This window comes from Pseudoalteromonas sp. Z9A4, from assembly GCF_011378845.1.
Taxonomy (GTDB): domain Bacteria; phylum Pseudomonadota; class Gammaproteobacteria; order Enterobacterales; family Alteromonadaceae; genus Pseudoalteromonas; species Pseudoalteromonas arctica.
On record NZ_WTLA01000042.1, the window covers coordinates 1 to 24087 of the forward strand.

Annotated in this window: 28 protein-coding genes and 1 pseudogene; 19 read left to right on the forward strand and 10 right to left on the reverse strand. The window is 39.4% G+C overall.

Going from position 1 to position 24087, the window contains the following annotated elements:
* Positions 1-168: 168 nt before the first annotated feature.
* Positions 169-478 (reverse strand): annotated as a pseudogene (locus GQR54_RS18700) (sugar O-acetyltransferase); the annotation flags it as partial.
* 160 nt (positions 479-638) lie between these two features.
* Here GQR54_RS18700 and GQR54_RS18705 point away from each other — a divergent pair.
* Positions 639-1232, forward strand: coding sequence for a hypothetical protein (locus tag GQR54_RS18705; RefSeq protein ID WP_166379523.1), 594 nt, complete (start codon positions 639-641; stop codon positions 1230-1232).
* A 2-nt stretch (positions 1233-1234) separates the two neighbouring features.
* Here the strand turns inward: GQR54_RS18705 and GQR54_RS18710 are convergent, their stop codons facing one another.
* Positions 1235-1615: a hypothetical protein gene (locus GQR54_RS18710; protein WP_024591701.1), complete on the reverse strand. Its 381-nt coding sequence runs from the start codon at positions 1613-1615 to the stop codon at positions 1235-1237.
* A gap of 99 nt (positions 1616-1714) precedes the next feature.
* On the opposite strand from GQR54_RS18710, the gene GQR54_RS18715 reads away from it, so the two are divergent.
* A complete protein-coding gene (locus GQR54_RS18715) occupies positions 1715-2155 on the forward strand; it encodes a TerB family tellurite resistance protein (protein ID WP_166379526.1) in 441 nt (146 codons plus the stop codon).
* Between the two features lie 21 nt (positions 2156-2176).
* On the opposite strand, the gene GQR54_RS18720 is transcribed toward GQR54_RS18715, so the two are convergent.
* Positions 2177-2743: an NAD(P)H-dependent oxidoreductase gene (locus tag GQR54_RS18720; protein WP_166379528.1), complete on the reverse strand. Its 567-nt coding sequence runs from the start codon at positions 2741-2743 to the stop codon at positions 2177-2179.
* Positions 2744-2862: 119 nt separating this feature from the next.
* Here GQR54_RS18720 and GQR54_RS18725 point away from each other — a divergent pair, with 119 nt between their 5' ends.
* Positions 2863-3762 carry a LysR family transcriptional regulator gene (locus GQR54_RS18725; protein WP_166379530.1) on the forward strand — a complete coding sequence of 300 codons (900 nt, stop codon included), beginning with the start codon at positions 2863-2865 and terminating at the stop codon, positions 3760-3762.
* 32 nt (positions 3763-3794) lie between these two features.
* On the opposite strand, the gene norR is transcribed toward GQR54_RS18725, so the two are convergent.
* The gene (gene norR, locus GQR54_RS18730) at positions 3795-5351 is read right to left on the reverse strand and encodes a nitric oxide reductase transcriptional regulator NorR (protein ID WP_166379532.1); all 1557 of its coding nucleotides are present in this window, start codon (positions 5349-5351) and stop codon (positions 3795-3797) included.
* 160 nt (positions 5352-5511) lie between these two features.
* On the opposite strand from norR, the gene GQR54_RS18735 reads away from it, so the two are divergent.
* The 3 genes from GQR54_RS18735 to hmpA are packed head-to-tail and all read left to right on the forward strand — an operon-like array spanning position 5512 to position 8215.
* Entirely contained in the window at positions 5512-5781 is a 270-nt protein-coding gene (locus GQR54_RS18735; RefSeq protein WP_166379534.1) for a hypothetical protein, read from the forward strand.
* Positions 5781-7013, forward strand: coding sequence for an NnrS family protein (locus GQR54_RS18740; RefSeq protein ID WP_166379536.1), 1233 nt, complete (start codon positions 5781-5783; stop codon positions 7011-7013). The genes GQR54_RS18735 and GQR54_RS18740 overlap by 1 nt, the downstream gene beginning before the upstream one ends.
* Before the next feature lie 20 nt (positions 7014-7033).
* Positions 7034-8215 carry an NO-inducible flavohemoprotein gene (gene hmpA, locus GQR54_RS18745; RefSeq protein WP_002959635.1) on the forward strand — a complete coding sequence of 394 codons (1182 nt, stop codon included), beginning with the start codon at positions 7034-7036 and terminating at the stop codon, positions 8213-8215.
* Between the two features lie 80 nt (positions 8216-8295).
* Here the strand turns inward: hmpA and GQR54_RS18750 are convergent, their stop codons facing one another.
* The 3 genes from GQR54_RS18750 to GQR54_RS18760 all read right to left on the reverse strand — a co-directional run bounded on the left by GQR54_RS18750 (position 8296) and on the right by GQR54_RS18760 (position 11039).
* Positions 8296-8667 carry a hypothetical protein gene (locus tag GQR54_RS18750; protein ID WP_002959634.1) on the reverse strand — a complete coding sequence of 124 codons (372 nt, stop codon included), beginning with the start codon at positions 8665-8667 and terminating at the stop codon, positions 8296-8298.
* On the reverse strand, positions 8667-10286 hold the full coding sequence (locus GQR54_RS18755) for a S41 family peptidase (RefSeq protein WP_166379538.1): 1620 nt from the start codon (positions 10284-10286) through the stop codon (positions 8667-8669). The genes GQR54_RS18750 and GQR54_RS18755 overlap by 1 nt, the downstream gene beginning before the upstream one ends.
* Positions 10287-10385: 99 nt before the next feature.
* Positions 10386-11039 (reverse strand): endonuclease, encoded by a 654-nt coding sequence (locus tag GQR54_RS18760; protein WP_029751433.1) that lies wholly within the window; start codon positions 11037-11039, stop codon positions 10386-10388.
* A gap of 231 nt (positions 11040-11270) precedes the next feature.
* Between GQR54_RS18760 and GQR54_RS18765 the strand changes: the two genes are divergently transcribed.
* Together GQR54_RS18765 and GQR54_RS18770 are read left to right on the forward strand one after the other, a co-directional pair.
* Positions 11271-12239, forward strand: a complete 969-nt coding sequence (locus tag GQR54_RS18765; RefSeq protein WP_166379540.1) for a DnaJ C-terminal domain-containing protein — start codon at positions 11271-11273, stop codon at positions 12237-12239.
* On the forward strand, positions 12239-12559 hold the full coding sequence (locus tag GQR54_RS18770; protein WP_007584937.1) for a chaperone modulator CbpM: 321 nt from the start codon (positions 12239-12241) through the stop codon (positions 12557-12559). Before GQR54_RS18765 ends, GQR54_RS18770 begins: the two co-directional genes overlap by 1 nt.
* 75 nt (positions 12560-12634) lie before the next feature.
* Here the strand turns inward: GQR54_RS18770 and GQR54_RS18775 are convergent, their stop codons facing one another.
* A complete protein-coding gene (locus tag GQR54_RS18775) occupies positions 12635-13360 on the reverse strand; it encodes a membrane protein (RefSeq protein ID WP_024591693.1) in 726 nt (241 codons plus the stop codon).
* 313 nt (positions 13361-13673) lie between these two features.
* Here GQR54_RS18775 and GQR54_RS18780 point away from each other — a divergent pair, with 313 nt between their 5' ends.
* Positions 13674-14054, forward strand: a complete 381-nt coding sequence (locus GQR54_RS18780) for a hypothetical protein (protein ID WP_008138697.1) — start codon at positions 13674-13676, stop codon at positions 14052-14054.
* Here the strand turns inward: GQR54_RS18780 and GQR54_RS18785 are convergent, their stop codons facing one another.
* Positions 14055-14495: a PaaI family thioesterase gene (locus tag GQR54_RS18785; RefSeq protein ID WP_007584940.1), complete on the reverse strand. Its 441-nt coding sequence runs from the start codon at positions 14493-14495 to the stop codon at positions 14055-14057.
* 167 nt (positions 14496-14662) lie between these two features.
* On the opposite strand from GQR54_RS18785, the gene lexA reads away from it, so the two are divergent.
* The 5 genes from lexA to GQR54_RS18810 all read left to right on the forward strand — a co-directional run bounded on the left by lexA (position 14663) and on the right by GQR54_RS18810 (position 19938).
* Positions 14663-15280 carry a transcriptional repressor LexA gene (gene lexA, locus GQR54_RS18790; RefSeq protein ID WP_007584941.1) on the forward strand — a complete coding sequence of 206 codons (618 nt, stop codon included), beginning with the start codon at positions 14663-14665 and terminating at the stop codon, positions 15278-15280.
* A gap of 482 nt (positions 15281-15762) precedes the next feature.
* Positions 15763-16905 carry a cytochrome c oxidase subunit II gene (coxB, locus tag GQR54_RS18795; RefSeq protein WP_166379542.1) on the forward strand — a complete coding sequence of 381 codons (1143 nt, stop codon included), beginning with the start codon at positions 15763-15765 and terminating at the stop codon, positions 16903-16905.
* Complete coding sequence (ctaD, locus tag GQR54_RS18800) at positions 16905-18497, forward strand: cytochrome c oxidase subunit I (protein WP_007584944.1); 1593 nt, start codon at positions 16905-16907, stop codon at positions 18495-18497. Before coxB ends, ctaD begins: the two co-directional genes overlap by 1 nt.
* The gene (locus GQR54_RS18805) at positions 18497-19027 is read left to right on the forward strand and encodes a cytochrome c oxidase assembly protein (RefSeq protein ID WP_166379544.1); all 531 of its coding nucleotides are present in this window, start codon (positions 18497-18499) and stop codon (positions 19025-19027) included. The genes ctaD and GQR54_RS18805 overlap by 1 nt, the downstream gene beginning before the upstream one ends.
* A gap of 35 nt (positions 19028-19062) precedes the next feature.
* On the forward strand, positions 19063-19938 hold the full coding sequence (locus GQR54_RS18810) for a cytochrome c oxidase subunit 3 (protein ID WP_166379546.1): 876 nt from the start codon (positions 19063-19065) through the stop codon (positions 19936-19938).
* Here the strand turns inward: GQR54_RS18810 and GQR54_RS19785 are convergent.
* Positions 19841-20149 (reverse strand): DUF2909 family protein, encoded by a 309-nt coding sequence (locus GQR54_RS19785; RefSeq protein WP_166379548.1) that lies wholly within the window; start codon positions 20147-20149, stop codon positions 19841-19843. The genes GQR54_RS18810 and GQR54_RS19785 overlap by 98 nt on opposite strands.
* 14 nt (positions 20150-20163) lie before the next feature.
* On the opposite strand from GQR54_RS19785, the gene GQR54_RS18820 reads away from it, so the two are divergent.
* From GQR54_RS18820 to GQR54_RS18840, 5 genes are read left to right on the forward strand one after another with little or no spacing between them, the layout of a single operon-like run.
* Positions 20164-20904, forward strand: coding sequence for an SURF1 family protein (locus GQR54_RS18820; protein ID WP_166379549.1), 741 nt, complete (start codon positions 20164-20166; stop codon positions 20902-20904).
* Positions 20894-21388: a transmembrane cytochrome oxidase associated protein gene (locus GQR54_RS18825; RefSeq protein WP_166379551.1), complete on the forward strand. Its 495-nt coding sequence runs from the start codon at positions 20894-20896 to the stop codon at positions 21386-21388. The genes GQR54_RS18820 and GQR54_RS18825 overlap by 11 nt, the downstream gene beginning before the upstream one ends.
* Before the next feature lie 28 nt (positions 21389-21416).
* Positions 21417-22406, forward strand: a complete 990-nt coding sequence (locus tag GQR54_RS18830) for a COX15/CtaA family protein (RefSeq protein WP_166379553.1) — start codon at positions 21417-21419, stop codon at positions 22404-22406.
* A gap of 12 nt (positions 22407-22418) precedes the next feature.
* Positions 22419-23348, forward strand: a complete 930-nt coding sequence (cyoE, locus tag GQR54_RS18835) for a heme o synthase (RefSeq protein ID WP_166379557.1) — start codon at positions 22419-22421, stop codon at positions 23346-23348.
* Entirely contained in the window at positions 23345-23962 is a 618-nt protein-coding gene (locus tag GQR54_RS18840; RefSeq protein WP_166379555.1) for an SCO family protein, read from the forward strand. Before cyoE ends, GQR54_RS18840 begins: the two co-directional genes overlap by 4 nt.
* Positions 23963-24087: the final 125 nt, after the last annotated feature.

Sequence of the window (24087 nt, forward strand, 5' to 3'; positions counted from 1 at the left end):
CATCCTACTGCGTAGCGCACCAACTTCATATTGTAGAAAGCCCGAATTTAACGATTTGGGCTTTTTTACGTCTGCAGAAAAGTAAAATACGCGTAATTAATGCACACTCATATCAACACCCATCACGTAGGTCGGGCGAGCGCAGCGACTCCCGACGCTAAAATCACATCATGAATAGGATAATGTTCTTATTTCACGATCTGGATTATCCGCTACTGCGGTATTAGGCATTACATTTTTAGTAACGACAGCACCCGCACCCACAATACTATTTTCACCAATACTCACACCCTCTAAAATAATTACACCTGTGCCAACCCATACGTTATTGGCTAACGCGATAGGCGCTGCAAAGTTTTCTTACTAAGCCTTTTTGCTGGATTAGTAGCATGTGACACAGCTAAAAGCTGAACTTTCGGGCCTATTAAGCAGTCATTACCAATGGCGAGCTGAGGAGGGTGTAATTAATATTTACAAAAGCAGGATTGTTAATGAAGGCTGAGATATTTAGTTGTTAATCGTCACTCAAAAGCTTTATCTAGTTGCTCTGCTCTCAACTTTATATAGATACTTCTAATAAAGTACTTAAGAAAACTGTACTATTACAGGAGTTTTAAAATAACTATAACGAGAAACATATGAAATTATTAACTGCAGCAACTTTAATAGTTGCTTCATCGACAACTTTTGCACGCCCTGCACCGTTAGTGTCTATTCCTACTCATGATGCCTTTTTTAATAGTATTGCAGCGCATTGCGGTAAAGCTTTTGAAGGTGAAGTGACGGTAGATAATGCGAAAGGGCCAAGCTCATTTGCAGATAAAAAGCTGGTTATGCATGTACGTAAATGTAGCGGGACTGAGTTACAAGTACCGTTTCATGTAGGAGACGATGCATCACGTACGTGGATCATAACCAAAACGGGTAGTGGCTTAAGCTTAAAGCACGATCATCGTTATAAAGATGGAACAGACGACGCATCAACTATGTATGGTGGCCATACGCTTGATGCAGGGTTTGCGCAAATGCAGTCGTTTCCAGCAGACCAATACTCTAAAGAGTTATTCGTAAAACAAGGCATTGCACAGTCTGTAGGTAATACATGGCAAATGTATATTTACCCAGAAGTATTTACTTATCGATTAATTCGCCAAGGGCGTGAGTTTAAGGTGGATTTTGATTTAACGAAACCGATTACTCCACCATCAGCACCTTGGGGTTATAAAGACTAAGGTTACTTACCCTTGTTTGTATCTTCTTTAGTTTCGCATTGTAGTAAAACACTTAAATCTGGTTGGTAAGCACGTGGTTTTGTTGGAAAGCGCTCGTACTCTTGCACGCCTTCAAGTATTTTCAACATAAAGGTATTGCCGCGGCATAGACGGTCAGCATGGCGTAATAAAAATACACTTTGATTGGTAAAGTGTTTGTAATCGTCTGACTGGATTTCTATTTTATAGTTGTCTTCGCCAATTTTGGTTTGGTAGTAATGCACTTTGTTGTCAAAGTCGTAGAGCTTCTCTGTTTCGGCTTTTTCAGCAAGTGCAGTATTTGCACTTGAAAGGGCCACCAGTGTAGCGCCTATAAATAAGCGTGGTGCGTTTATTCCTTTCATAAAATATATCCTTTAATTTGCGAACTTTATACCCATTAATAAGAGTAATAAGGTCGATTTCTTTACGTATTAGTCTAACACCCAAAAAGGGAAAGTGTGATGTTCAAACAAATAAAACAACTTTTTGCTGTATTCGATGAGCAGCAGCCAAGTATGCAAGAGCACGATTTAAAAACAGCTGTTGCTGCATTATTAATTGAAGTTATGCGTGCAGATACCAAGCTTGAATATGATGAACAACGAACCCTGACTGTAACCTTAAAAAAGTATTTTAATTTAACAGATATTGAGGTTAATGAGCTTACTAATAACGCGGCAAGCAGCTTAGATGATTCGATAGATTACTTTCAGTTTTCAAAACAGATTAATGAGCATTGCAGCGCGGCGCAGCGAATTGAAATAATAGAGTTATTATGGCGCTTAGCGTATGCCGATGGAGAAATAGATCCCCAAGAAGACTACGTAATACGTAAAGTAGCAGGGCTTTTATATGTAACGCATACCGATTTTATCGCCGCAAAACTCGCGGCGACAAAGTAATTAGTTATTTAGGCGTGCAAGTTATCTTAACTTACTTGCAACGCTTACTAACTGATGAGTAAGCGCCGATACTCGCTCTGCAGTAACAGGTTCATTAATTTGCCCATTTTCATCAAACAATGTGTGTACAGCGGGTACTGCAATTTGATCGGCAAGTACTAACGATCCAATACCACTTAATATATCACGTACATGATTTAAACCGCGTAACCCACCAAGTCCACCTGGTGATGCTGAAAACAGCGCCACTACTTTATTACGAAAAGCAGGAACAGCACCTTGCTCTGTACGCGATGCCCAATCAATCGCATTTTTAAGTGCTGCAGTTATAGAGCCGTTGTACTCTGGGCTTGCTAGTAAAATACCGTCAGCTGCACGTAGTTTGTCTTTTAAAAGCTGTACATCGCCTGGTGTACCTTGCGCTTCAATATCTTCGTTAAATAGTGGGATTTTTAATTCGTTTAGTTTTATTACTTCTACTTCAGCACCTGTTTGTAGAGCAAAACGTGCTGCTTCATTAATAATTTTTTGATTAAAGCTTTCTTGTCGAAGACTTCCTGCTAGGGCGATAATTTTTGGTGCTGACATGCTAGTGACCTTTTAGTGTTTAAACTTACAACGCTAATGTAGCAAAATTTTGCTTGTAGAAAACCCCAATAAACGCAACACTTGTGTGCGTAAATGCACATAAGTATAAGGTAAGTAGCATGGCGATAAAATTTGAAGATTGGCAAGACGTTAAAGTAGCGTTTGAAGTAGCACGATTAGGCACGTTAACGGCGGCAGCAGAAGAGCTTAATGTGCACCACAGCACAGTACTTAGGAGAATTAATAATCTTGAAAAAAACTTAAATGCACGCCTTTTTCATCGCCATGCCCGTGGTTACAAGGTTACTGAAATTGGCACCAAGTTATTTTCAACAGCACAAACTATCCATAGCTCCTTAGAGCAGTTACATAACGATATAGCAGCAGCCGATAGCACCCTTAGAGGGAGTTTATTACTAACGACGGTAAGTGGTTTTATGGATGTACTTGGTGATGTATGTGAGCAATTTCAGTCGCTACATCCACAAGTGCAGCTTGAGGTTATTTTAGAACAAAAAAGATTAAGACTCGATCACGGACAAGCACATATTGCAGTGCGTGCAGGCCCAAGACCTGATGAAGGCGATTATATTGCTCAGCATTTAGCGCAGCTTTCATCGGGTTTATACGCTAATAAACGTTACATTAATAAATACGGCATGCCTAGATTGTTAAGTGATTTACAACAACATAATTTTGTATCGGGTGTGGCGGGTTTTAATGCCCGCGTGCCTTATTTTGCATGGGCTGATGAACATATTCCTGCATCGCAAATTAAGCTGCGAGTATCTGAAACCGCAGAAGCGACTCGTGCAATAATTAAAGGGCTAGGCATTGGCGGATTACAGCATGATGTAGCGGCGCAATATTCTGATTTAGTACCTATATTACACAGTGAGTTAAGCTGGCCTACCGATGTATGGTTAGTCACGCATCACTTAGTGCATCGCACTGCTAAAGTACAAGCTTTTGCAGGGTTGTTAAAAACACATTTTAGTAAGTTAGCTGCTAATCAATAACTTTAGCAGCATTTTAGCCGTGTTTTAAATGATTATAGTGTTTTTTTTACTTCTATCCCAAGGCGTTTAGCCAAGCGTACCAAGTTAGCTCTATCTAATTCGAGCACTCTTGCTGCTGCTGACCAATTGTAATTATGCTGCTTTAATTGCTCGGTAATTACATTGTATTGCAAAGATTCTACAGCTTGCTTTAAAGGTTGGTTGATTAGGGTATTGGTTGTGCTTTGAGTTTCAACAATTGAATTTGGCTGTGCACTAGGTGTTAAATCACAGTGCTCGCTTGTAATGGTTATTATTGGATTTTGCCATTGGCTTTGTTTTGCTTTTAAGGCGCTGCGGCTAATGACATGTTCAAGCTCGCGAACGTTACCTGGCCAGTTGTACTGATTAAGCAATAGTTGCGCTTCAGGGCTTAGTTTTAATTGTTTTATCCCTAACTTACGGGCTGTTTGCTCAATAAAATAACCAGCTAAGAGTGTTATGTCGTGCTCGCGTTTACTAAGTGGTGGCACAGTAATAGGGTAGACACTGAGGCGATGGTATAAATCGGCTCTAAAGCGACCTTGAGCTACTTCTTCCTTTAAATTTCTGTTGGTTGCAGCAACGACGCGTACATCTACGTACTTTGGCGTGTCTTCTCCTACCGTTTGTATTTCGCCACTTTGTAGCACTCGTAATAGTTTACTTTGCATGGCAAGGGGTAGTTCGCCAATTTCATCTAAAAATAACGTGCCGCCATCAGCTAATTGAAATTTACCTTGGCGCGAGTTTTGTGCGCCTGTAAAGGCCCCTTTCGCATGACCAAAAAATTCACTTTCAGCAAGATTTTCAGGAAGCGATGCACAATTTAAGTGAATAAGCAGTTGATCTTTGCGAGCTGAATTTAAGTGAATATTACGCGCAACAAGTTCTTTCCCTACCCCTGTTTCACCTAATATAAGCACGCTAAAGTTAGATGCTGCAACGAGTTTAATTTCGTTTTTAAGTGTTTGCATTAGCGGACTTTGACCAATAATTTCACCGCCGTCCCGTGTTAACGCTTCACGATTTAGTTCTTGCACTAATGCACTTGAGTGCTGTGCATGCTGTTTGTAATGGGTAAGTTCTAAGGCCGTTTTAAAGTGAGCACTACACAGCGTTTGTAAGGTATTGAGTGTATCAGCGCTTATGCTGTTAAATGCATTGGCGTTAAGGCTATCAAACGTAAGTACGCCAAGTAGCGCGTTTTTATCATAAAGAGGTAAACCTAAACATGCATGTACCGGTATGTCGCCGGTTTTAGCTAATAGCAATCCGTCGTATGGATCGGGTAGTGGGCAGTCGTGCGCAAATTGTAGCGCGAGTGTGCTTTTGCAAATAGCTTCTAGGCGAGGGTGTTCTACTATTTTAAATCGTCTGCCAAGGCTGTCGGACATTAACCCTTTAATTGCCAGTGGTTTTAATTGCTCGCCCTGAAGCACTAATAACGCACTTGCATCACTAGGGATCACCCGTTCAACCGTTGCTAGTAATTGATCAAAGCTATGCTCGTGCAGTGTACTTTGAGCAAGCTCTAGAGCAACTTGTGTAAGGTTGAATTGCTGGTTCATGTCAAAATGACCTATTCGAGTTTTTGTGAGTTAATTTATAGTAGGTCATAAAGACTCATAGTGTAAAGTGGTTTAATTTAACTTATTGAATTTAATTGAATAAATTTGTTGGCACAGTATGTGTAATAGCTAAGTAACGTAGTTAGTTACAGAGGTCGCTATGAACACACTAATGCTGAATAATTTAAATAATCAAACACAGTTTAGTTCACTATACGAAACAGTATTATTTGCTGCCAATACTGCATTGGCTGTGAGTTTAGTGTGTACTACGGCAAGTATTTTAATTAGCTACCCGTTTGCTGAGTACTTTTCCATGGCGGTGCAAGTATCAGCTCATATTGGCACTATTGTTATTGCTGCTATTTTAAAAGTAAGTTACGTACTGCGCTGTGTTGCACAACATGGTTTAGGGCAGGAGGTACGATAATGCGCCCTATAAACTTAACTGAACCAATGGCAGCACGCGTTGCTATTCATCAAGTATCTCAATGGCCGTTATGGATGCTCGCTTTTAGACCTTTCTTTTTAGGCGGTGGCTTATTGGCATTTTTGTCAGTGGGGTATTGGCTACTTATTTTAACAGGCCATGCAAGTTGGCACTTATCGATACCTGCAACATTATGGCACGCGCACGAAATGCTGTTTGGCTTTGCAGGAGTTGTAGCTGTTGGCTTTTTACTTACCGCTGCACAAACATGGACAGGCGTACCGAGCATAAGTGGCAAAGCACTTATGTGGCTTACGTTTATATGGCTTGCAGCGCGCTTAGCCTTTTTTGTGATATTGCCTGATATTGCTCATTTTAATTTATATGCTGCACTTACATTACAAGTTATTTGGTGGCTAGGCGCCATAGCAGTACTGGCTAATATGTTATTAAAAGCCAATAGCAAAAGTAACTATCCATTTTTAGCTATTTTAGCTGTGCTTTGTGGGCTCAATATATTGTATTTAATACTCATTTTACAGAAAAACATGCAGCTTGCACTTGGTGTGGTTGATACCGCAGTACTGGTAATTACTTTACTAGTTGGCATTGTTGCGGGTCGCGTTTTACCATTTTTTACCGCTAAAGGTCTAGGTTTAACCGCACAAGTTCGCACTCCTAAAATAGATAAAGCTGTTATGTATTTATCTATTTTGGCTATCACTTTATTTTTCATCAACAAGTTGTTTTTGAACACGATTAATCCTGCGTTAGTTGTTGCAACTGTTGCTGCGCTTCACCTGGTCAGGGCTGGTTTTTGGTGGGATAGCAAGGTATTGAGAGTGCCGTTGTTATGGTCTTTACATTTTTCCTACTTAGCGTTAGGCGTAGGGTTAATGATGGTTGCATTTAGCTTTTATAGCAGTGCAATACAATTTAAAGATGCGCTGCACTTAATCACTATTGGCACAATAGGTATGATGATTTTAGCAATGATGACGCGTGTATCACATGGTCATACAGGGCGTACACTCGCTATTCCTCATTACATGGCTGTTGCTTTTGCGTTTTTGCTTGTGGCCGCTATTACTCGTTCATTACTCCCTTTTATTATTGGGCCTCACCTTGCTTGGCAAATAAGTGCTTTGCTGTGGTTAGTGGCTTTTTCATTATTTTTAATTCACTGCACACCTATATTAACGCGGCGTCGTGTTGATGGGCGTCGTGGTTAGTTCATCCATAGGAAACACATATGTTATCTGATAAAACCATTGAGATTGTAAAAAGCACAGTTCCGTTATTAGCGCAGGCGGGTACGGTTGTTACCGATCATTTTTATAAGCGTTTATTTAGCCATAATCCTGAGCTTAAAAATATTTTTAATATGGCGAATCAAGATACAGGTCGTCAGCAATTTGCACTTTTTAATGCATTGGCTGCGTATGCACAAAATATTGATAATTTAGCCGTATTAAAAGAAGCGCTAACACGTATTAATCATAAGCATACAAGCTTGAATATTTTACCTGAGCATTACCCTATTGTAGGTGCACACTTAATTGGTACGCTTAAAGAGCTTCTTCCTGAGCAATTTACTCCCGATGTTGAATACGCTTGGCGCGAAGCTTACGGCGTACTTGCTGATATTTGTATAACCGAAGAAGCTGCTTTGTATGAGCACAGTAAAAATAAACACGGTGGTTGGGCGGGAACTCGCCAATTTGAAATAACCAACAAACAGGCTGAATCAGAACTAGTAACGAGTTTTACACTTACGCCAGTTGATGGCGAAGCTGTTATTACACATAAACCAGGGCAGTATTTAGGTATTAAAGTTAAGCCAGAGGGCGCTGAATATGAAGAAATTCGCCAGTATTCTATTTCACAAAAAAGTAACGCTAAAAACTACCGTATTAGTGTTAAAAAAGAGCTACAGCCAAAGCCTGGCATGGTGTCTAATCATTTACACTCATTAGAGCAAGGCACTATTGTTGAGCTATACCCGCCGGCAGGAGACTTCTTTTTACGTAATAATACAAGTCCAGCGGTACTCATTTCAGCAGGTGTTGGGCAAACGCCAATGCTGGCTATGCTTGAAACGTTATTAAGTGACAACTCTAATCAAGAGATTATGTATTTACATGCCTGCGAAAATACTCAGCAGCATTCGTTTTCAAAATATTTAAATGAGTTAAATGCAGTTTATAACCGCTTACAAACAATGACGTGGTTTAACCAAGCGACAGAGGGCGCTGACTTTACTGGGTTAATGAACCTAAACGCAGTACAAGCACAGCTACCATTGAGTAATGGTGACTTTTACTTATGTGGTCCTGCCGGTTTTATGGCATTTATAAAAAACCAGTTACTTGAGTTAGGTGTTAAAAACGAGCAGATTCATTATGAAGTGTTTGGTCCGCATCAAGACTTGTAATAACGCTTTAAAATAGAAAAAGGCGCGTAGCGATATGCTGCGCGCCTTTTTTATTAATTTATAAACATTAATAAAGTGCCTTATAACTCTTTACAGGTAACACCTTCAAGTACTGTAGTAAGCTCTTTTTTAGGATAGTAAAGCTCGCATTGGTTATTACGTAGTTGCAAAATAAACTTCTCAGATTTTATATTATGCGCGCCCATAATTACTCTGCCATCAGACCCTTTACTCATTGCATGATCAATTAGCAGTTCGCTACGTTTAGTAAATACCGAATCGGCAAGTGTTACTAATGTGCCTCCCTTAGCTTGTTGAATTGCCTGTTGTAGTGTTGTAATAACGCTGGGATTAACGCTCGTTAATATAGCGGGTTTAGCAGGCTCACTATCTACACTTTGGCATCCGCCTAAAGCGAGCAAGGTGGCTAATGGGAGTAATAATTTAGCCATTACCTTTCCTCACCCAGCGTTGGCCAAGTTAAGTCCATATTACGCTGGGTAAATTGTACCGGCATATTTAAAGGAATGAGAGATTCACGAGAGCTTGAAAAATTAGCTGGTTCTGCTTTTGCAGCAGCCGTTCTAACTGGACAACTGCCATTTTCAACATGAAATAATGCGGTGGCTAAAACGGCCTCGTCACTGTCGCCTAACTGATGATCAAAGTCGTCCTCAATTTCACAACCTTGAACATCAGCATCAAATTGTGGAGTAGGGGTTGGTGTAAAACCCGCAGCGTATTCGCCAAATCCTTTGCTATTTACGCCACTAAACTGAATAGTGTAATAGGTTGTTGCGCAGTTATGAGTTGGGGTAAAGCCATAGGGCTTACCGCAGGTTGTGTCGCCAATTAAAATAACTTCTGCGTCTATACCTTTTAAACCATTAATAAAAGCTTCTGATGCCGAACAGGTGCCTGATGTGCTTAATACATAAACCTTTGATAGGTTTAAATCAGGTAGGTTTTCACCTGTGCTAAAAAAAGTAGAGTAATCTATTTCTTCATCAATAAATGGGAAGGGCGAATCAACGGGTTGTTTATCGTTTTGTTGAGTTTGATAATAAAAGCGGTTGCTAACGTTGGCATTACCGGCAACCATATAAGCTAATTGTGCCGACAGTGCTAATAAACCACCACCGTTATATCTAAAGTCGATTACAAGCTCATCAATACCATCGGTTTTAAACTTATTTACCGCATCAATAAGCCCTTCTTGGGCAATGCTTATATGGCTATTAAATTGCATGTAACCCACGCTTGAACCATTTGCGGTTGTAATCGTTTTAACATTTTGAACAGGTGTTTGTTCAATATTACCAGCGGTTACATTAAATGTTTTTTCGGCGCCATCGTTACTGCGTACAACAATAGTATGTGAGTCGCCGTTAGTAGGACTAAATAAACCTTCGTTAAGCGTATCTACACCCGACTCTGTATTGGTATTAATGCTAACACCGTCAACTGAAAGTACGGTATCACCACGTTGAAAGCCTATTTGGCTTGCAGGCGAATCATCTTCAAGATAAGCAACGCGTAAAATACGATCGGCTGTATCGCCAATAAACGCCCAATTCATACCGTAACCAGAAGTAACGCCCGATTGCGCTTCTTGAAAGTAATCTTCAGTAGGTTCTGAAAAATGAAAGTTATCTTTTTTTGCACCTGAGTCGGTAAGCTGCTCTGTTTTTAATTGGGCAAAATAATCGGCTACTGTGGCAAAGCTTTCAGGGTCGTTATCGGCAATCTCATCATACCAAAGGTATGTTTCGTCGCTCCAAGAGCGAAGCCAAAGCTTTTCATAAAGGGCAGACCCCGCTTGATCTGGGTAGGGGTTGTTGTTATTAAAGGGATCGTTACCCGTACGAGGGGTTTCGCAAAAGTTTTTTAAATCGTTAGAGGGCTCAAATACCGCCGCTGTCCATGTTGGGCTGCTACTAACAGGTGTTGTAACTATAGGCGTGGTAACTACAGGAGCAGAGTCGATACCGCCTCCGCCGCCACAACCCGTTAAAGCAAAGCCCGAAAGTGCTGCAAAAATGGCAAGCGAGGTTTTATTATTTTTAAACATAGTTAAGGACTTTCTGTAAATAAGTTGTTTAAAATATTACAACACTCGCTCGTTTATTCAACATTTATAACTTTGATTTATGTAAATGAGTGTTAAAGCTTAGAGCTTGCTCGCACTACTTGTATCTGCAAATGCTTGCTTTTTCCACGCATTAAATAACTTTTGCTGTTTATCAGAGATTTTTAAACCGTATGTTTTCTGCATGTAAGCGTAAGTGTCGGCTATACGTTTACGTGCATAGACAGGCGGTTCAACTACACGTTGCTTAAAGTTTACTTTTACTTCGCAGCGACCATACTGTGTGGCGTTTTCGCTAAGCATGCCAAAACGATAATTAGAGCGATCGGCATTAATTTCGCCAATAGCTGGCGCTAAGTTATTTATATCAGCTTCCATTTTTCTAAATTTAGCACTTACTTTACGGCAGTTTTTACGTCCGCCATCTTGCCAACATTGTAGCTGATGACCAAATTCCCACGCCGGAACAATATGTTCCCACTCAATGCGTAGTGCTCGCACATTTACTTTGCCTGAGCGGGTAAGTGTATTTCGAGGAATGTAACCACAGTTAGAAGGATCAGGAATGAGTTTTTTGCCTTCTTTTTTAATATCACAACCGCAGTAAATACTTTTGGCGTTGTCAGGGAGGGTTTTAATTAAATGTCTTTTAGCCGTTGAAAAACGGGTAAATTGTTCGGCAGATACCGAAAAACACACACAGCAAGCCAGTAAGGCCAGAATAAATCGAGTCATATCCATCACAAATGTGAACTACAGGAACAGGCAGTTTAAAGCCTTGAAGATAAAAGATAAAGTTAACTTAAGGCCTGCACTTATATTACTAAAAAGTGTCCGATTAATTTTTTATTCAAAGTTATTTTCACTATTCATTTATTTCTTACTATTTATCGTATTTTAACCACACAAGATTATACGTTAAGGAGTATGCTTAAAGCTTACTCAATATGGGGATTTGGATTGCAAATGAAATTTGTTGATTATTATGCAGTGCTCGGAATATCGCCTGATGCAGACGATAAAGCAGTTAAAGTAGCTTATAAAAAATTAGCCAGAAAATATCACCCAGATGTAAGCAAAGAGCCTCAAGCAGAAGATAAGTTTAAAGAAATAGCAGAAGCTTACGAAGTCATTCATAACAAAGAAGAACGCACTAAATACGACGAGTTACGTCGTCATCAACAAAATCGTGCTCGTCAACAGCAAGGTAATTATGGTGGTAACAATGCCTCATCGCAAAGTAATTATCAGCAAAGCGATCCTCAAACCGATCAAGAGTTTTCTGATTTTGTTAATTCAATGTTTGGCGGCGCCGGTGGATTCAATCGTTCCGGGCAGAGCAGAAGTAACGCCGCTCGCGCGCAAAAAGGACAAGATGTGGAAATAGAGTTCCCGATTTTTCTTGAAGAGACTTTAGTTGATACCGTTAAGCCTGTTGAGTTTATGTTACCGCAGCGAGATAGTAGTGGTCGTGTCTCTGAAATTAAAAAATCACTTAAAGTGAAAATTCCCGCAGGTTCAGTAAATGGCGAACGAATTCGACTAAAAGGGCAAGGCGGATTAGGGTCAGCGAACGGGCAAAATGGCGATTTGTACTTACAAATTAGTTTAGTGCCCCACCTATTATTTGATGTTGAAGGTCATAACCTAAATATAGTCGTCCCTCTTGCACCATGGGAAGCGGCTCTTGGTACAAAAATAAATTTACCTACGTTGGCAGGCAAAATCCAATTAACTATTCCATCTAATAGTCAGTCTGGTCAACGCTTGCGTATTAAAGGTAAGGGATTAATGAGTAAAAAAGCCAAAGGTGATTTATTTGCTGTGCTTAAAATTGTTAATCCAACATCTGTTGATGATACCAGTAAAAAACTTTGGGAAGAATTAGCCGAAAAAGCTCACTTTGATCCCCGTAATAACTGGAGCAAGCCATAATGCAAATTATCGTGACACAAAAAGATGATTTACTTACTAGCAAAGAGCTATGTTTGAGTAGTGATATTAGCGAAGCAATTTTATATGAGCTAGTTGAGCACAATATTGCGGTTCCAATTGAGGGGAAGCATGTTACGCAGTGGCAATTTACGGTATCTGCAGTGACCTTAGTTAAAAAAGCGGCCCGTATTCAACATGACTTTTCGTTAGATTGGTCGGCAATAGCTTTAGTTTTACAATTGCTGGATGAGCGTGATGAGTTGATTTTCGAAAACGAAATGTTAAAGCGACATTTGAGTCGATTTAAACACTTGGAATAAAATCTGCCCTTGGGTACTTCCTAGGGCTTATTTACTCTTTGGTGAGAGTGCGCTAGTTCTTAAAAACCAATATGACTACTTTGATTTATTCTTACTTTTAATTCGGATAAATCGTTTTAGTCGTATGTTTTGCATAAGTAGTAATATACCACTTAGGCAAAAAAGTACGCTGGTTGCTGCAAAACTAATAAGCAGCGGATTATTAAAATCCTCTCGCTCATCGTAATCCATAATATGTAACATCCAAAAAAAGTCGAAAATTCGCCATAGTGTGCTGCGAACGGTGACAACTCTGCCGTTATTTTCTGACAAATACAGTGTTGTGTTAAATGTGTCGTCAAATTGTACCTGCCAAACATTGGTTTTATATCCAACTTCTCGCATACCTTGCTTTAGCAGTACAGCGCTTGTCACTTGAGCATCAATAAGTAAGTGTGCTTTAGCATTTGCGGTAATTTGTATTTTAGTTGGCGGCTCAAAAGGCCGGCCTGTTATACCGTTAAAGCTTTGCTGTTCATCTTTATTTATTACTGTAATTATAGGTGTGGTTAAAAAGTTCTCAAAAATTATTTGTGTTGGATTAACCACCTGAGATGCAATATCGTTAAGGGAGGCAACATAATCAGCCTGCGTAAATGGGTTATTAAGAGTACGTGTTGCAAGATGCTCCCCATGAACTTTATCAAGAGGAATAGCGCTCATGACTAAACCGCCTAATAGCCAAGCTAAAATTTGTAATGTGAGCAAATAACCGAGCCATTTATGTAACTTGCGAGCATACTTAAATATTTTTTTATTCATGTTTTAGTCTTATTATTTTTAGAGGCTAGTTTATTACATTAATGGGATTAGTTACTGCGACATTTTGTCGCAGTTTAAACTATAGCTTACTGTAATCATTTAAAAATAAAAAAGATTACACTTAAATTGCTAACATGACTTATTTGTTTAATTGAGCTGAGTGTTTGATATCCAGCTAGCTTTAAACGCTAAAAAATACTTAAAAGCTGCGAAATATCTATATAAAGTGGTTAATAGAGCATAGTTGATTTGGTATAACGGTAAAACTGCGTTAAAGTTTGCAATGAAATTATTAGAGGATAAATACGAAACGATGTCGGAAATTCAATTTTTAAATGTAGATCTTGAGCTTGAATCAAAGCAAGATATTAGTTTGCTAGTGGCAGACTTGAAAAAAGTCGCGACGATTTTACATTATGACAAAGACGAATACCGTCAATTAGCGCGTATTGAAGCAACAGGTGTAGTAAACACGCCTGACAAAGCAATAAACCATATATGTGAGCTTATTGAATCGTGTTCGCGTAACGCGCTAAAGCAATGGTTAAGCTGTTCACGTAGAACGTTTGATATTGGTTTTGAATCAGGCACTTCCCCTAAGTGCTTTAATCAAGCCTTAGATGCAGATACATTACTACGTATATCTGCGATTGGTGCGGGTATGGAAATTACAATTTACCCAATCGAAAAGTAACTACCTTCGCTCTACGACTGCTGCGGTCATTTTTGATACGCAGCACAGCTCATTGCGGCTATTTGTAATTTTTATTTCCCACACTGAACTACGTTTGCCAATATGAAACGCTCTTGCCGTTGCTGTTAAAGTGCCGTTGCGAGATGCTTTTAAATGACTTGCGCTAATTTCCTGCCCCACGCAGTAAAATTTTGTAAAATCGACAACAAAGTTAGCTGCATAGCTGGCAACTGTTTCGGCAAGTACAACGTTAGCACCGCCGTGAACCATTCCCATTGGGTTATGATGCTCAGGAATTGCCGGCATAGTGGCTACTAAGTAATCATCACCAATTTCAGTGACTTCTATTCCCATGGTTTTCATTAATGTTCCTTGGCCATCAATGCCTTGTTCTAACTGCTTGCACAGCTCTAAAGTGATGGGCTGGTACCAAATACTCATAATGACTCCTTTGCTTTTTTAATCATTTATAAACCTAGCTTTAGTTATATCCCTAAAATGTACACAAGTGAAATTACTTTGGCTATTTTAAGGCTTAATTTAAATTTGCGATTTTTATTTAACTGTATATACTCACAGTTAAATGTACTGTATGGAAAACCAGTTGTATGCGACCATTAACGAACCGCCAAGCTCAAATACTCGAACTAATTAAAGTTTTTATTAAAGACACTGGTATGCCTCCTACACGTGCTGAAATAGCGCAAACATTAGGTTTTAAAAGTGCCAATGCTGCTGAAGAACATTTAAAAGCACTTGCTAAAAAAGGCGCAATTAAAATGAAACCAGGTGCAAGCCGTGGTATTCAGTTAATTGAAGAAGAAGAGCCAGAACAATTAGGTTTACCGCTTATAGGGCGTGTTGCTGCTGGTTCACCTATTTTGGCGCAAGAGCACGTTGAAAGTCACTGCAAAATCGATCCATTAATGTTTAAACCGGCTGCAGATTTTTTACTACGCGTTAACGGTATGAGCATGAAAGATATTGGTATTATGGATGGTGATTTACTTGCTGTACATCGTACTCAAACCGCTGAAAACGGGCAAGTTGTTGTTGCCCGCCTAGACGAAGACGTAACTGTAAAACGTCTTGAGAAAGCGGGTCGTAAAGTATTACTTCATGCTGAAAACGACGATTTTGAATCTATTGAAGTAGATCTTGAGAATGAGTCTTTTAATATTGAAGGCTTAGCCGTTGGCGTTATAAGAAACGCTGATTGGATGTGACTTTAAAAATAGCTTTTAAACAAGCAGTTTTATAAATGCGTACTAATTAGTACGCATTTTTGTTTTAAATTCGCACTAAAAATAGGGCATAAATAGCTCACTGACAATTTAAGCTGTAAACTTTTTTGCACTTATATTTTCCCCCTTCGAATGCGTTAAACCCCTTTGTTTTGCTCATCTTTTGAACTTACTGTTACCTAGTTGGTTATTGATTTTTTATTAATTACTCAATATCACCTGATTGTTTTTTATACTAAAACTTGCTTGTTGTTCATTTTTTAGCTAATTATTAATGTGCTGAGCTAATAATAACTCACAGCTTTTTAGTTTTGAGAACACACAATATACACAAACCCGTTGTTGGCGCAGCAAAACCAATCAATATTAAATGAGATTGACTAAAAAAATAAAAATAACGAATTGGCGTTTAAGCCGTATGCCTCTTCGCTTTGCATTCGCAATAGCATCAAAGGAGCCGTCACATGGGTAAACTGACCTCTACCTTGTGGCTTATATTATGTGTTTTTTCGCACCCAGTTTTGGCTAACAGCCAATACAATATGCGCAAAGGCGTAACCGATATAAGCAATAATGTATATCAGCTGCACATGACCATATTTATAATATGTTGTGTGATTGGGGTGATAGTGTTCGCAATTATGTTTTGGGCACTTATTCATCACCGTAAATCTAAAGGGGCTGTACCTGCCCAATTTCACGAAAGCACTAAAGTAGAAATACTTTGGACTGCAATCCCGTTTGTTATTTTAATTGCTATGGCAGTACCAGCCACTAAAACCCTAATTGCAATGGAAGATGCCAGCAAAGCTGATCTCACTATTAAAATTACAGGCTCGCAATGGAAATGGCATTATGAATATATGGGTGAAGATGTAGAGTTCTACTCTATTTTATCTACCCCGCAAGATGAAATAGCGAATCTTGCAGATAAAAATCCTAACTACTTACTTGAGGTTGATAAACCTCTCGTACTGCCAATAAATCAAAAAGTACGATTTTTAATGACTTCTGACGATGTTATTCACTCTTGGTGGGTACCTGATTTTGCAGTTAAAAAAGATGCGAATCCCGGCTTTATAAACGAAACATGGACGAACATAAATGAAGAAGGTACTTACCGAGGCCAATGTGCTGAGTTGTGTGGTAAAGATCATGGCTTTATGCCCGTTGTGGTGGTCGCTAAATCTGAGGCTGATTTTAAAACGTGGCTTGCAGATGCAAAGCAAGCTAAACAAAAAGCAGCATTAGCAGATGCCGCATTACTTGATAAAACCCTCCCAAAAGAAGAATTAATGACTTTAGGCGAACAAGTATATATGGCCAATTGTGCTGCATGTCATCAGCCTACTGGCATGGGGTTACCGGGTGTATTTCCTGCACTTAAAGGCAGCCCTATAGTGCTTGGCGATATAAAAGATCACATTGATGTAGTTATCCATGGGCGACCCAGTACGGCAATGCAAGCATTTGCCAAACAGTTATCTATAAAGCAATTAGCAGCGGTTATTACTTATAAACGTAATGCGTGGGGTAATGATACGGGTGATGTTATTCAACCGAGTCAAATACAGGCAGCACTTGATGCCAAAGTGGAGGCGAACTAATGAGTAGCATAGTAGAACAACCTAACGCCAATGAAGCTCATCATGCTCATCACCCAGCTAAAGGTTTTAAACGCTGGCTTTACACAACTAATCATAAAGATATAGGTAGTTTATATTTAATTTTTTCGCTGACCATGTTCTTAATTGGTGGTGGAATGGCCATGGTGATCAGAGCTGAATTATTTCAACCAGGTTTACAGTTGGTCGATCCTCACTTTTTTAATCAAATGACCACAGTGCATGGTTTAATTATGGTGTTTGGTGCGGTTATGCCGGCCTTTACAGGCCTTGCTAACTGGATGATACCACTCATGATTGGCGCGCCAGATATGGCATTGCCAAGAATGAATAACTGGAGCTTTTGGATTTTACCGTTTGCGTTTTTAATCCTATTGGCATCGTTATTTATGCCTGGTGGGGGTCCTGCATTTGGTTGGACTTTTTATGCACCACTGTCTACAACATACAGTAATGATAATACTGCATTGTTTGTATTTGCCGTACATATTATGGGGATTAGTTCAATAATGGGCGCAATCAATGTGATTGTAACCATAGTGAACTTACGTGCCCCAGGCATGACATGGATGAAGTTGCCCTTATTTGTATGGACGTGGTTAATTACTGCCTTTTTATTAATAGCGGTAATGCCAGTGCTTGCAGGGGCTGTCACTATGGTACTTACCGATAAGTATTTTGCGACCAGCTTTTTTGATGCCGCAGGCGGTGGCGACCCGGTGATGTTCCAACACATTTTTTGGTTTTTTGGTCATCCCGAAGTATACATAATGATTCTTCCTGCCTTTGGCATTATATCTACAATAGTACCTACCTTTTCTCGTAAAAAACTTTTTGGCTATGCCTCAATGGTATACGCCACATCCTCCATAGCACTATTGAGCTTTATTGTATGGGCTCATCATATGTTTACCACTGGGATGCCGGTCGCTGGCGAGTTGTTTTTTATGTACGCGACCATGCTTATATCGGTACCTACAGGAGTAAAAGTATTTAATTGGGTTGCCACAATGTGGAAAGGCTCAATAACTTTTGAAGTGCCAATGCTTTTTAGTATTGCGTTTATTGTGCTGTTTACCTTAGGTGGCTTTTCGGGGTTGATGCTGGCAATTACACCTGCTGACTTTCAGTACCACGATACTTATTTTGTAGTGGCGCATTTTCATTATGTATTAGTAACAGGGGCTGTATTTTCGATAATGGCGGGGGCCTATTACTGGCTGCCCAAGTGGACGGGCAATATGTTTAATATCACGCTAGCTAAATGGCATTTTTGGCTATCGCTGGTGAGTGTGAACGTATTGTTTTTTCCTATGCATTTTGTAGGGCTTGCCGGTATGCCGCGTCGAATTCCCGATTATGCACTTCAATTTGCCGACTTTAACGCAATCATAAGTATTGGTGGATTTGCCTTTGGTTTATCGCAATTGTTGTTTGTAGCTGTGGTAATTAAATGCGCGCGTGGCGGTGATAAAGTGCCTGCAAAAGTATGGGAAGGGGCAGAAGGGCTTGAGTGGGAAGTTGACTCTCCAGCGCCATATCATACTTTTTCTACGCCGCCGGTAATTAAGTAATGACACACGCACCGCTACTCAAACGTTTGGTACTTATTTGCATAGGCATGTTTGCCTTTGCCTTTGCTTTAGTACCTTTGTATGACGTGTTTTGTGATGTAACAGGGCTTAATGGAAAACCTTCGCTTGAGCAAGCAGAGCAAAGTACACAAATAGTACAAAATCGAGAAGTCGGCGTTAGCTTTACTACTCACGCACAAAGTGGTGCACCGTTTGAAGTTAAATCAAAAGAATACAGTGTAGTGGTAAAACCCGGTGCAATGCGTGAAGTAATGTTTAGTGCTAAAAATAACAGCAACCTAGATAAAGTAATGCAGGCTGTACCATCAGTCTCGCCAGGTAAAGCGGCAAAGTATTTACACAAAATAGCCTGTTTTTGCTTTGTTCAGCAACCTCTAAAAGCAGGGGAAGAACTTGAATTTAAATTACTTTTTTATGTTGATACCGCACTGCCGAGCGATATTGAAGAATTAACTTTATCTTATACCGTATTTGATATTAGTGAACAGCTGGTGGCAAGTAACAACTAGCTTTTTAAACTAGTGTGAAACTAGGAGTAAATAAAATGAATCAAGAATATGAGCATTATTACGTACCTGAGCAAAGCCCATGGCCTATTGTAGGTGCTGTTGCATTGTTTTTTATTGCAGTAGGGGCAGGCTTGACTGTTATGAGTGTAGGTAAAGAAGGTGGTAGCGGGGTTTATCTGCTTTATGCCGGTATTGCTGTACTTGTGTATATGTTGTTTAGCTGGTTTAAAAATGTAATTAATGAATCGGACCAAGGTTTGTACTCAGCACAAATGGATCGCTCTTTTAGACAAGGTATGAGCTGGTTTATTTTTTCTGAAGTTATGTTTTTTATGGCCTTTTTTGGTGCGCTTTTTTATGCACGCGTATTGTCGGTACCTTGGCTTGGAGGCGCAGGCAATAATGCAATGACTAACGAGGTTTTATGGCCAACTTTCGAAGCTGTTTGGCCGCTAGTTTCAACACCTGCTGGTGAAACTACTCAAGCTATGGGCTGGCAAGGCTTACCGCTTATAAATACCTTAATACTGCTTACTTCCTCAGTTACTTTACATTTTGCCCACGTAGCGATGGAAAACAATAAACGCACTCCACTTAAAGTTTTTTTAGGCGCTACTATTTTATTGGGCGTTTGCTTTTTAGGGCTGCAAGTTGAGGAGTACATGCATGCATATAATGACCTTAACCTAACGCTAGATGCGGGCATTTACGGTAATACGTTCTTTTTATTGACTGGTTTTCATGGCATGCATGTAACGTTAGGAACCGTACTTTTATTTGTAATATTTTTACGGATATTAAAAGGGCACTTTACTAAAGATAAGTATTTTGCTTTCCAAGCAGCTGCTTGGTATTGGCACTTTGTTGATGTGGTGTGGCTGTGTTTGTTTGTATTTGTATATGTGCTGTAGCGTTTATTGGCGAATTATTTGCTTTAATAAAACCAAGTTTAAGCGCTGCAATAACAACAACTAAAACAACGACCGAAAACAATACGCGACGACCTAAAAAGTGAGACATAGGTCGTCCCCCAGTTTTCCCTGACACCATAATAAACAATGCTCTAAATAAGTTAAAAAGTATAAATATTAACAACAGTACGATAATAATTTTAATAATCACTGAGTTGACCCTTTATGCAGTTCGTTTTATGGCACAAACAAAAGCTTAGTTCACTAATCACACTTTGTATGGTTGTGGTTGTTGTACTTGTGTGTGTGCGACTAGGATTTTGGCAGTTGGAGCGGGGTGAGCAAAAACAGCAGCAACTAACCGCTATTGCTAAGCAACATACTCGTGGTGTGATGAGTTGGTCTCAATTACATAACCTGCCTGATAGCTGGAACAAAACAGGTGTATTGGTTGAGTTAAAAGGGCGGTTTGTACAAAACCAATATTGGCTTTTAGATAATCAAGTTTATAACGGACAAGTAGGGTACGACCTACTTGCTTTACTAAAGCCAGCCAGCGAAGAAAAAGTGATTTTAGTTAATTTAGGATGGGTAAAAGCGCCTATATCTAGAGATACACTGCCAAAGGTTACTCTGCCTACAGGTGTTTTTATTCTTAAAGCGCAAATAAAAGAAAATAACCTAAGTAGCTTTACGCTTGAAGATAAAACTACAAATAACGACTTACCTACAAGAATCCAATCTATCGACTTGAATATGCTGAGCACTCAAAGCCAGCAATCATTAATTAATTTTATGGCTTACAGACAAGGTACTGGTGATGAGATTGCAACACCTCATTATGAGGCAGTTGTTATGAGCCCTCAAAAGCATAATGCCTACGCTGTGCAATGGTTTTTAATTGCTATTGCATGTGCTGTTGTGGCTATTTTTGCGAGTAAAAAAAGGACACATAATGAAAAATAACCCCCTTGTGTTGTTTGTGGGCTGCTGCGCTATCCCATTAATTTTGGCATATGGCGCATTAAAGTTTGATTGGTTGCCTACTGCAATTACTAATAATGGCGAGTTTTTAAGCCAAGAAATAAAACTTAAAAATTGGCCGCAAAATAATCCCAAGCAATGGACTATCGCACTTAATTATTCAAACGAATGTAACACCCCATGCAGCGAACAACTCAATGCACTTAATAATTTATATGTGGCACTTGGTAAAAACCAAGGCAAGGTTGATATGGCTGTAATGGGAAGTCTCGACAATAAAAATCTACCATGGAAAATTATTACCGAGCAACAGAGTTTAAATCCTGCAAGTTTATATTTAATTGATCATATGGGGTTAGTGGTACTTGAATATCCCTTTAAGGTCGAGCCACAAGAAAACCGTTTAGTACAAAAAGGGTTATTAAAAGATCTAAAAAAATTACTTAACTATTCTCGTTCTAGCTAACTAAGTTGAGCTTAAGTTGGAGTATCTGATGTATAAAAATTATAAAAACTTAGTATTAATAACAGGATTACTCGCTTTGATTGTAGTTGCTTTAGGTGCGTACACCCGCTTAAGTGATGCAGGTTTAGGGTGCCCCGATTGGCCTGGTTGTTATGGCTTTTTAACGGTACCTAAGCATGAGGCTGACATAGCCTTAGCAACTCAAAGCTACCCCGATATGATGTTCGAAACCGCAAAAGCGTGGAAAGAAATGATTCATCGCTACTTTGCAGGTGCTTTAGGCTTACTTATTTTAGGTTTATTTGTGTTGGCTTTTTTAAAACGCCAATATTCAACTACGCCAGTTAAATTGCCTTTGGCTTTACTTCTACTAGTGGTGTTTCAGGCTGCCCTTGGTATGTGGACAGTAACCATGAACCTTCAGCCGCTTATTGTAATGGGCCACTTATTAGGTGGCTTTAGTATTTTGTCACTTATAACGCTTTTATATTTACGGCTAACCGCAAAACCTATTATGGGTGGCGATAGCGGCGCAAAACGCTATTTCTGTTTAAGTTTAGTAGCGCTCAGTGTATTAATTATCCAAATTGCACTTGGTGGTTGGCTGGCTGCAAATTACGCCGCTCCACATTGTAGTGGTTTACCATTGTGTAATTACGCACAACCGTTTTCATTGAGTAGCGTATTTCAATTACCACTTGAGCACAGTAATTATGAGTTTGGTGTGTTATCGCAGCAAGCGCGTATGTCTATTCATTTATTACATCGCATTTGGGCACTCGTTACTTGCATTGTTCTGGCGTTAATTATGTGGAAAATATACAGCCAAGCGTACTCTAAAAAAATTAAAAATTGCGTTGTGAGTGTATTACTTGTTCTGCTTTTCCAAATTAGCTTAGGGCTTATTTTAGTACATTGGCATATTCCGTTGGAAGTTGCACTGGCGCATAACTTGATGGCAGCCATACTGTTATTAAGCATGGTTAGGTTGTGTTATTACCTAAAATCACGCACATAAAGGGGAAATATGATGGCACTTATAATTGATAAAAAAATACTGCTACCCGTTGATACTCAATCGCTAATTTCGCGTACACATAGTTTGCTGCAAGACTACTTAGCAATTAGTAAATTTAAAGTGGTAGCTATGCTGGTGCTAACAGCTTGGGTTGGTTTAGCGCTGGCTCCCGATGTAGGGCGCGGTATGGTCGTACAGTTTATTAGCTTGTTAGGTATAGGGCTACTTTCTGCTGCTGCAGCGGTTATTAATCATGTGGTTGATAGCGAGATAGACTCAAAAATGGCGCGGACTCGTCATCGCCCTGTGGCTAAAGGGCGTTTAAGTAAAACACATGCGCTTAGTTTTGCAGCTGTTATTGGGGTTGCTGGTTTTATTATGCTGATGGTGTGGGCTAATACCTTAACCGCTATATTAACGTTATTTGCATTGGTAGGTTATGCATTTGTTTATACATCATTTTTAAAGCGTGCAACGCCGCAAAATATTGTTATAGGTGGGTTGGCTGGCGCAATGCCTCCATTATTAGGTTGGGTGTCAGAAACAAACCAAATGGCAGCAGCCCCTTGGTTACTCGTAATGATAATATTTACCTGGACCCCACCACACTTTTGGGCGCTGGCTATAGCACGAAAAAGTGATTATGAACGCGCTAAAATCCCTATGTTACCAGTAACTCATGGTATCGATTTTTGTAAAACCTGCGTCGTTGCTTACTCTGTTTTACTCGCTGTTGTTTGCGTATTACCTTATTTAATCGGTATGTCTGGATTAATATATTTAATAGGTGCGTGTGTATTAAATGCAGTGTTTATATATAAAGCCGTCAAATTAAAAATTGCTGGAAATGATGAGACTGCAATGGACTTATTTCGTTTTTCGATTATTCATTTAATGGTACTCTTTGTAATCTTATTTATAGATAAATGGCTCCCTTTATGAAGCAGTTATGGCTTGGGTTAATTGTTATTTTAGTTTCGTTTTTATCAGCATGTTCAAATGAAAATAGTCCACCAGATGTAGATGCATTAGTTTACGAAAATGCAAAGCCACTGTCTGATTTTACGCTAAACGATCAGCGCGGCGAATTAGTGACTAAGCAACAATTTTTAGGACAGTGGAATTTAGTATTTTTAGGCTACACAAGCTGCCCAGATATTTGTCCATTAACACTTGCTAAGTTAAATGCTGTTTATAAAAACTTACAAGCAGATTATCCGCTACAAGTTTGGTTTTTATCGGTTGATCCAAAACGCGATACACCAGCTAAACGAAAGCAATATATAGATTACTTTAACCCAGACTTTTTAGCTGTGTCGGGAGAGCATAAACACCTTTTTCCTGTTGTTCGAGAGCTTGGTTTAATTTACGCCATTAGCGATAGTAGTGAATCAGAATATGCTGTTGATCATAGTGCCTCGGTCGCTATGGTTGATCAAAATGGAGCCGTTAGAGCTATTTTTAAACCAGAATTTAAACAAGGTAGTGTGCCATTAATTAATGCGACGATTTTAGCTGAAGAGTTTAAAAAAATAGCTGATTACTACAAGAACTAGTTTTTTACTTTTTACCAGTTTTAAAGGAGCTTTAGGCTAATGCCAGTCAGTTAAGCTGACTGGCATTTTTCTTTTTATGGGGATACTTAGATGGTTTTGGCTTAACCCATCGGGGATATCTTCTA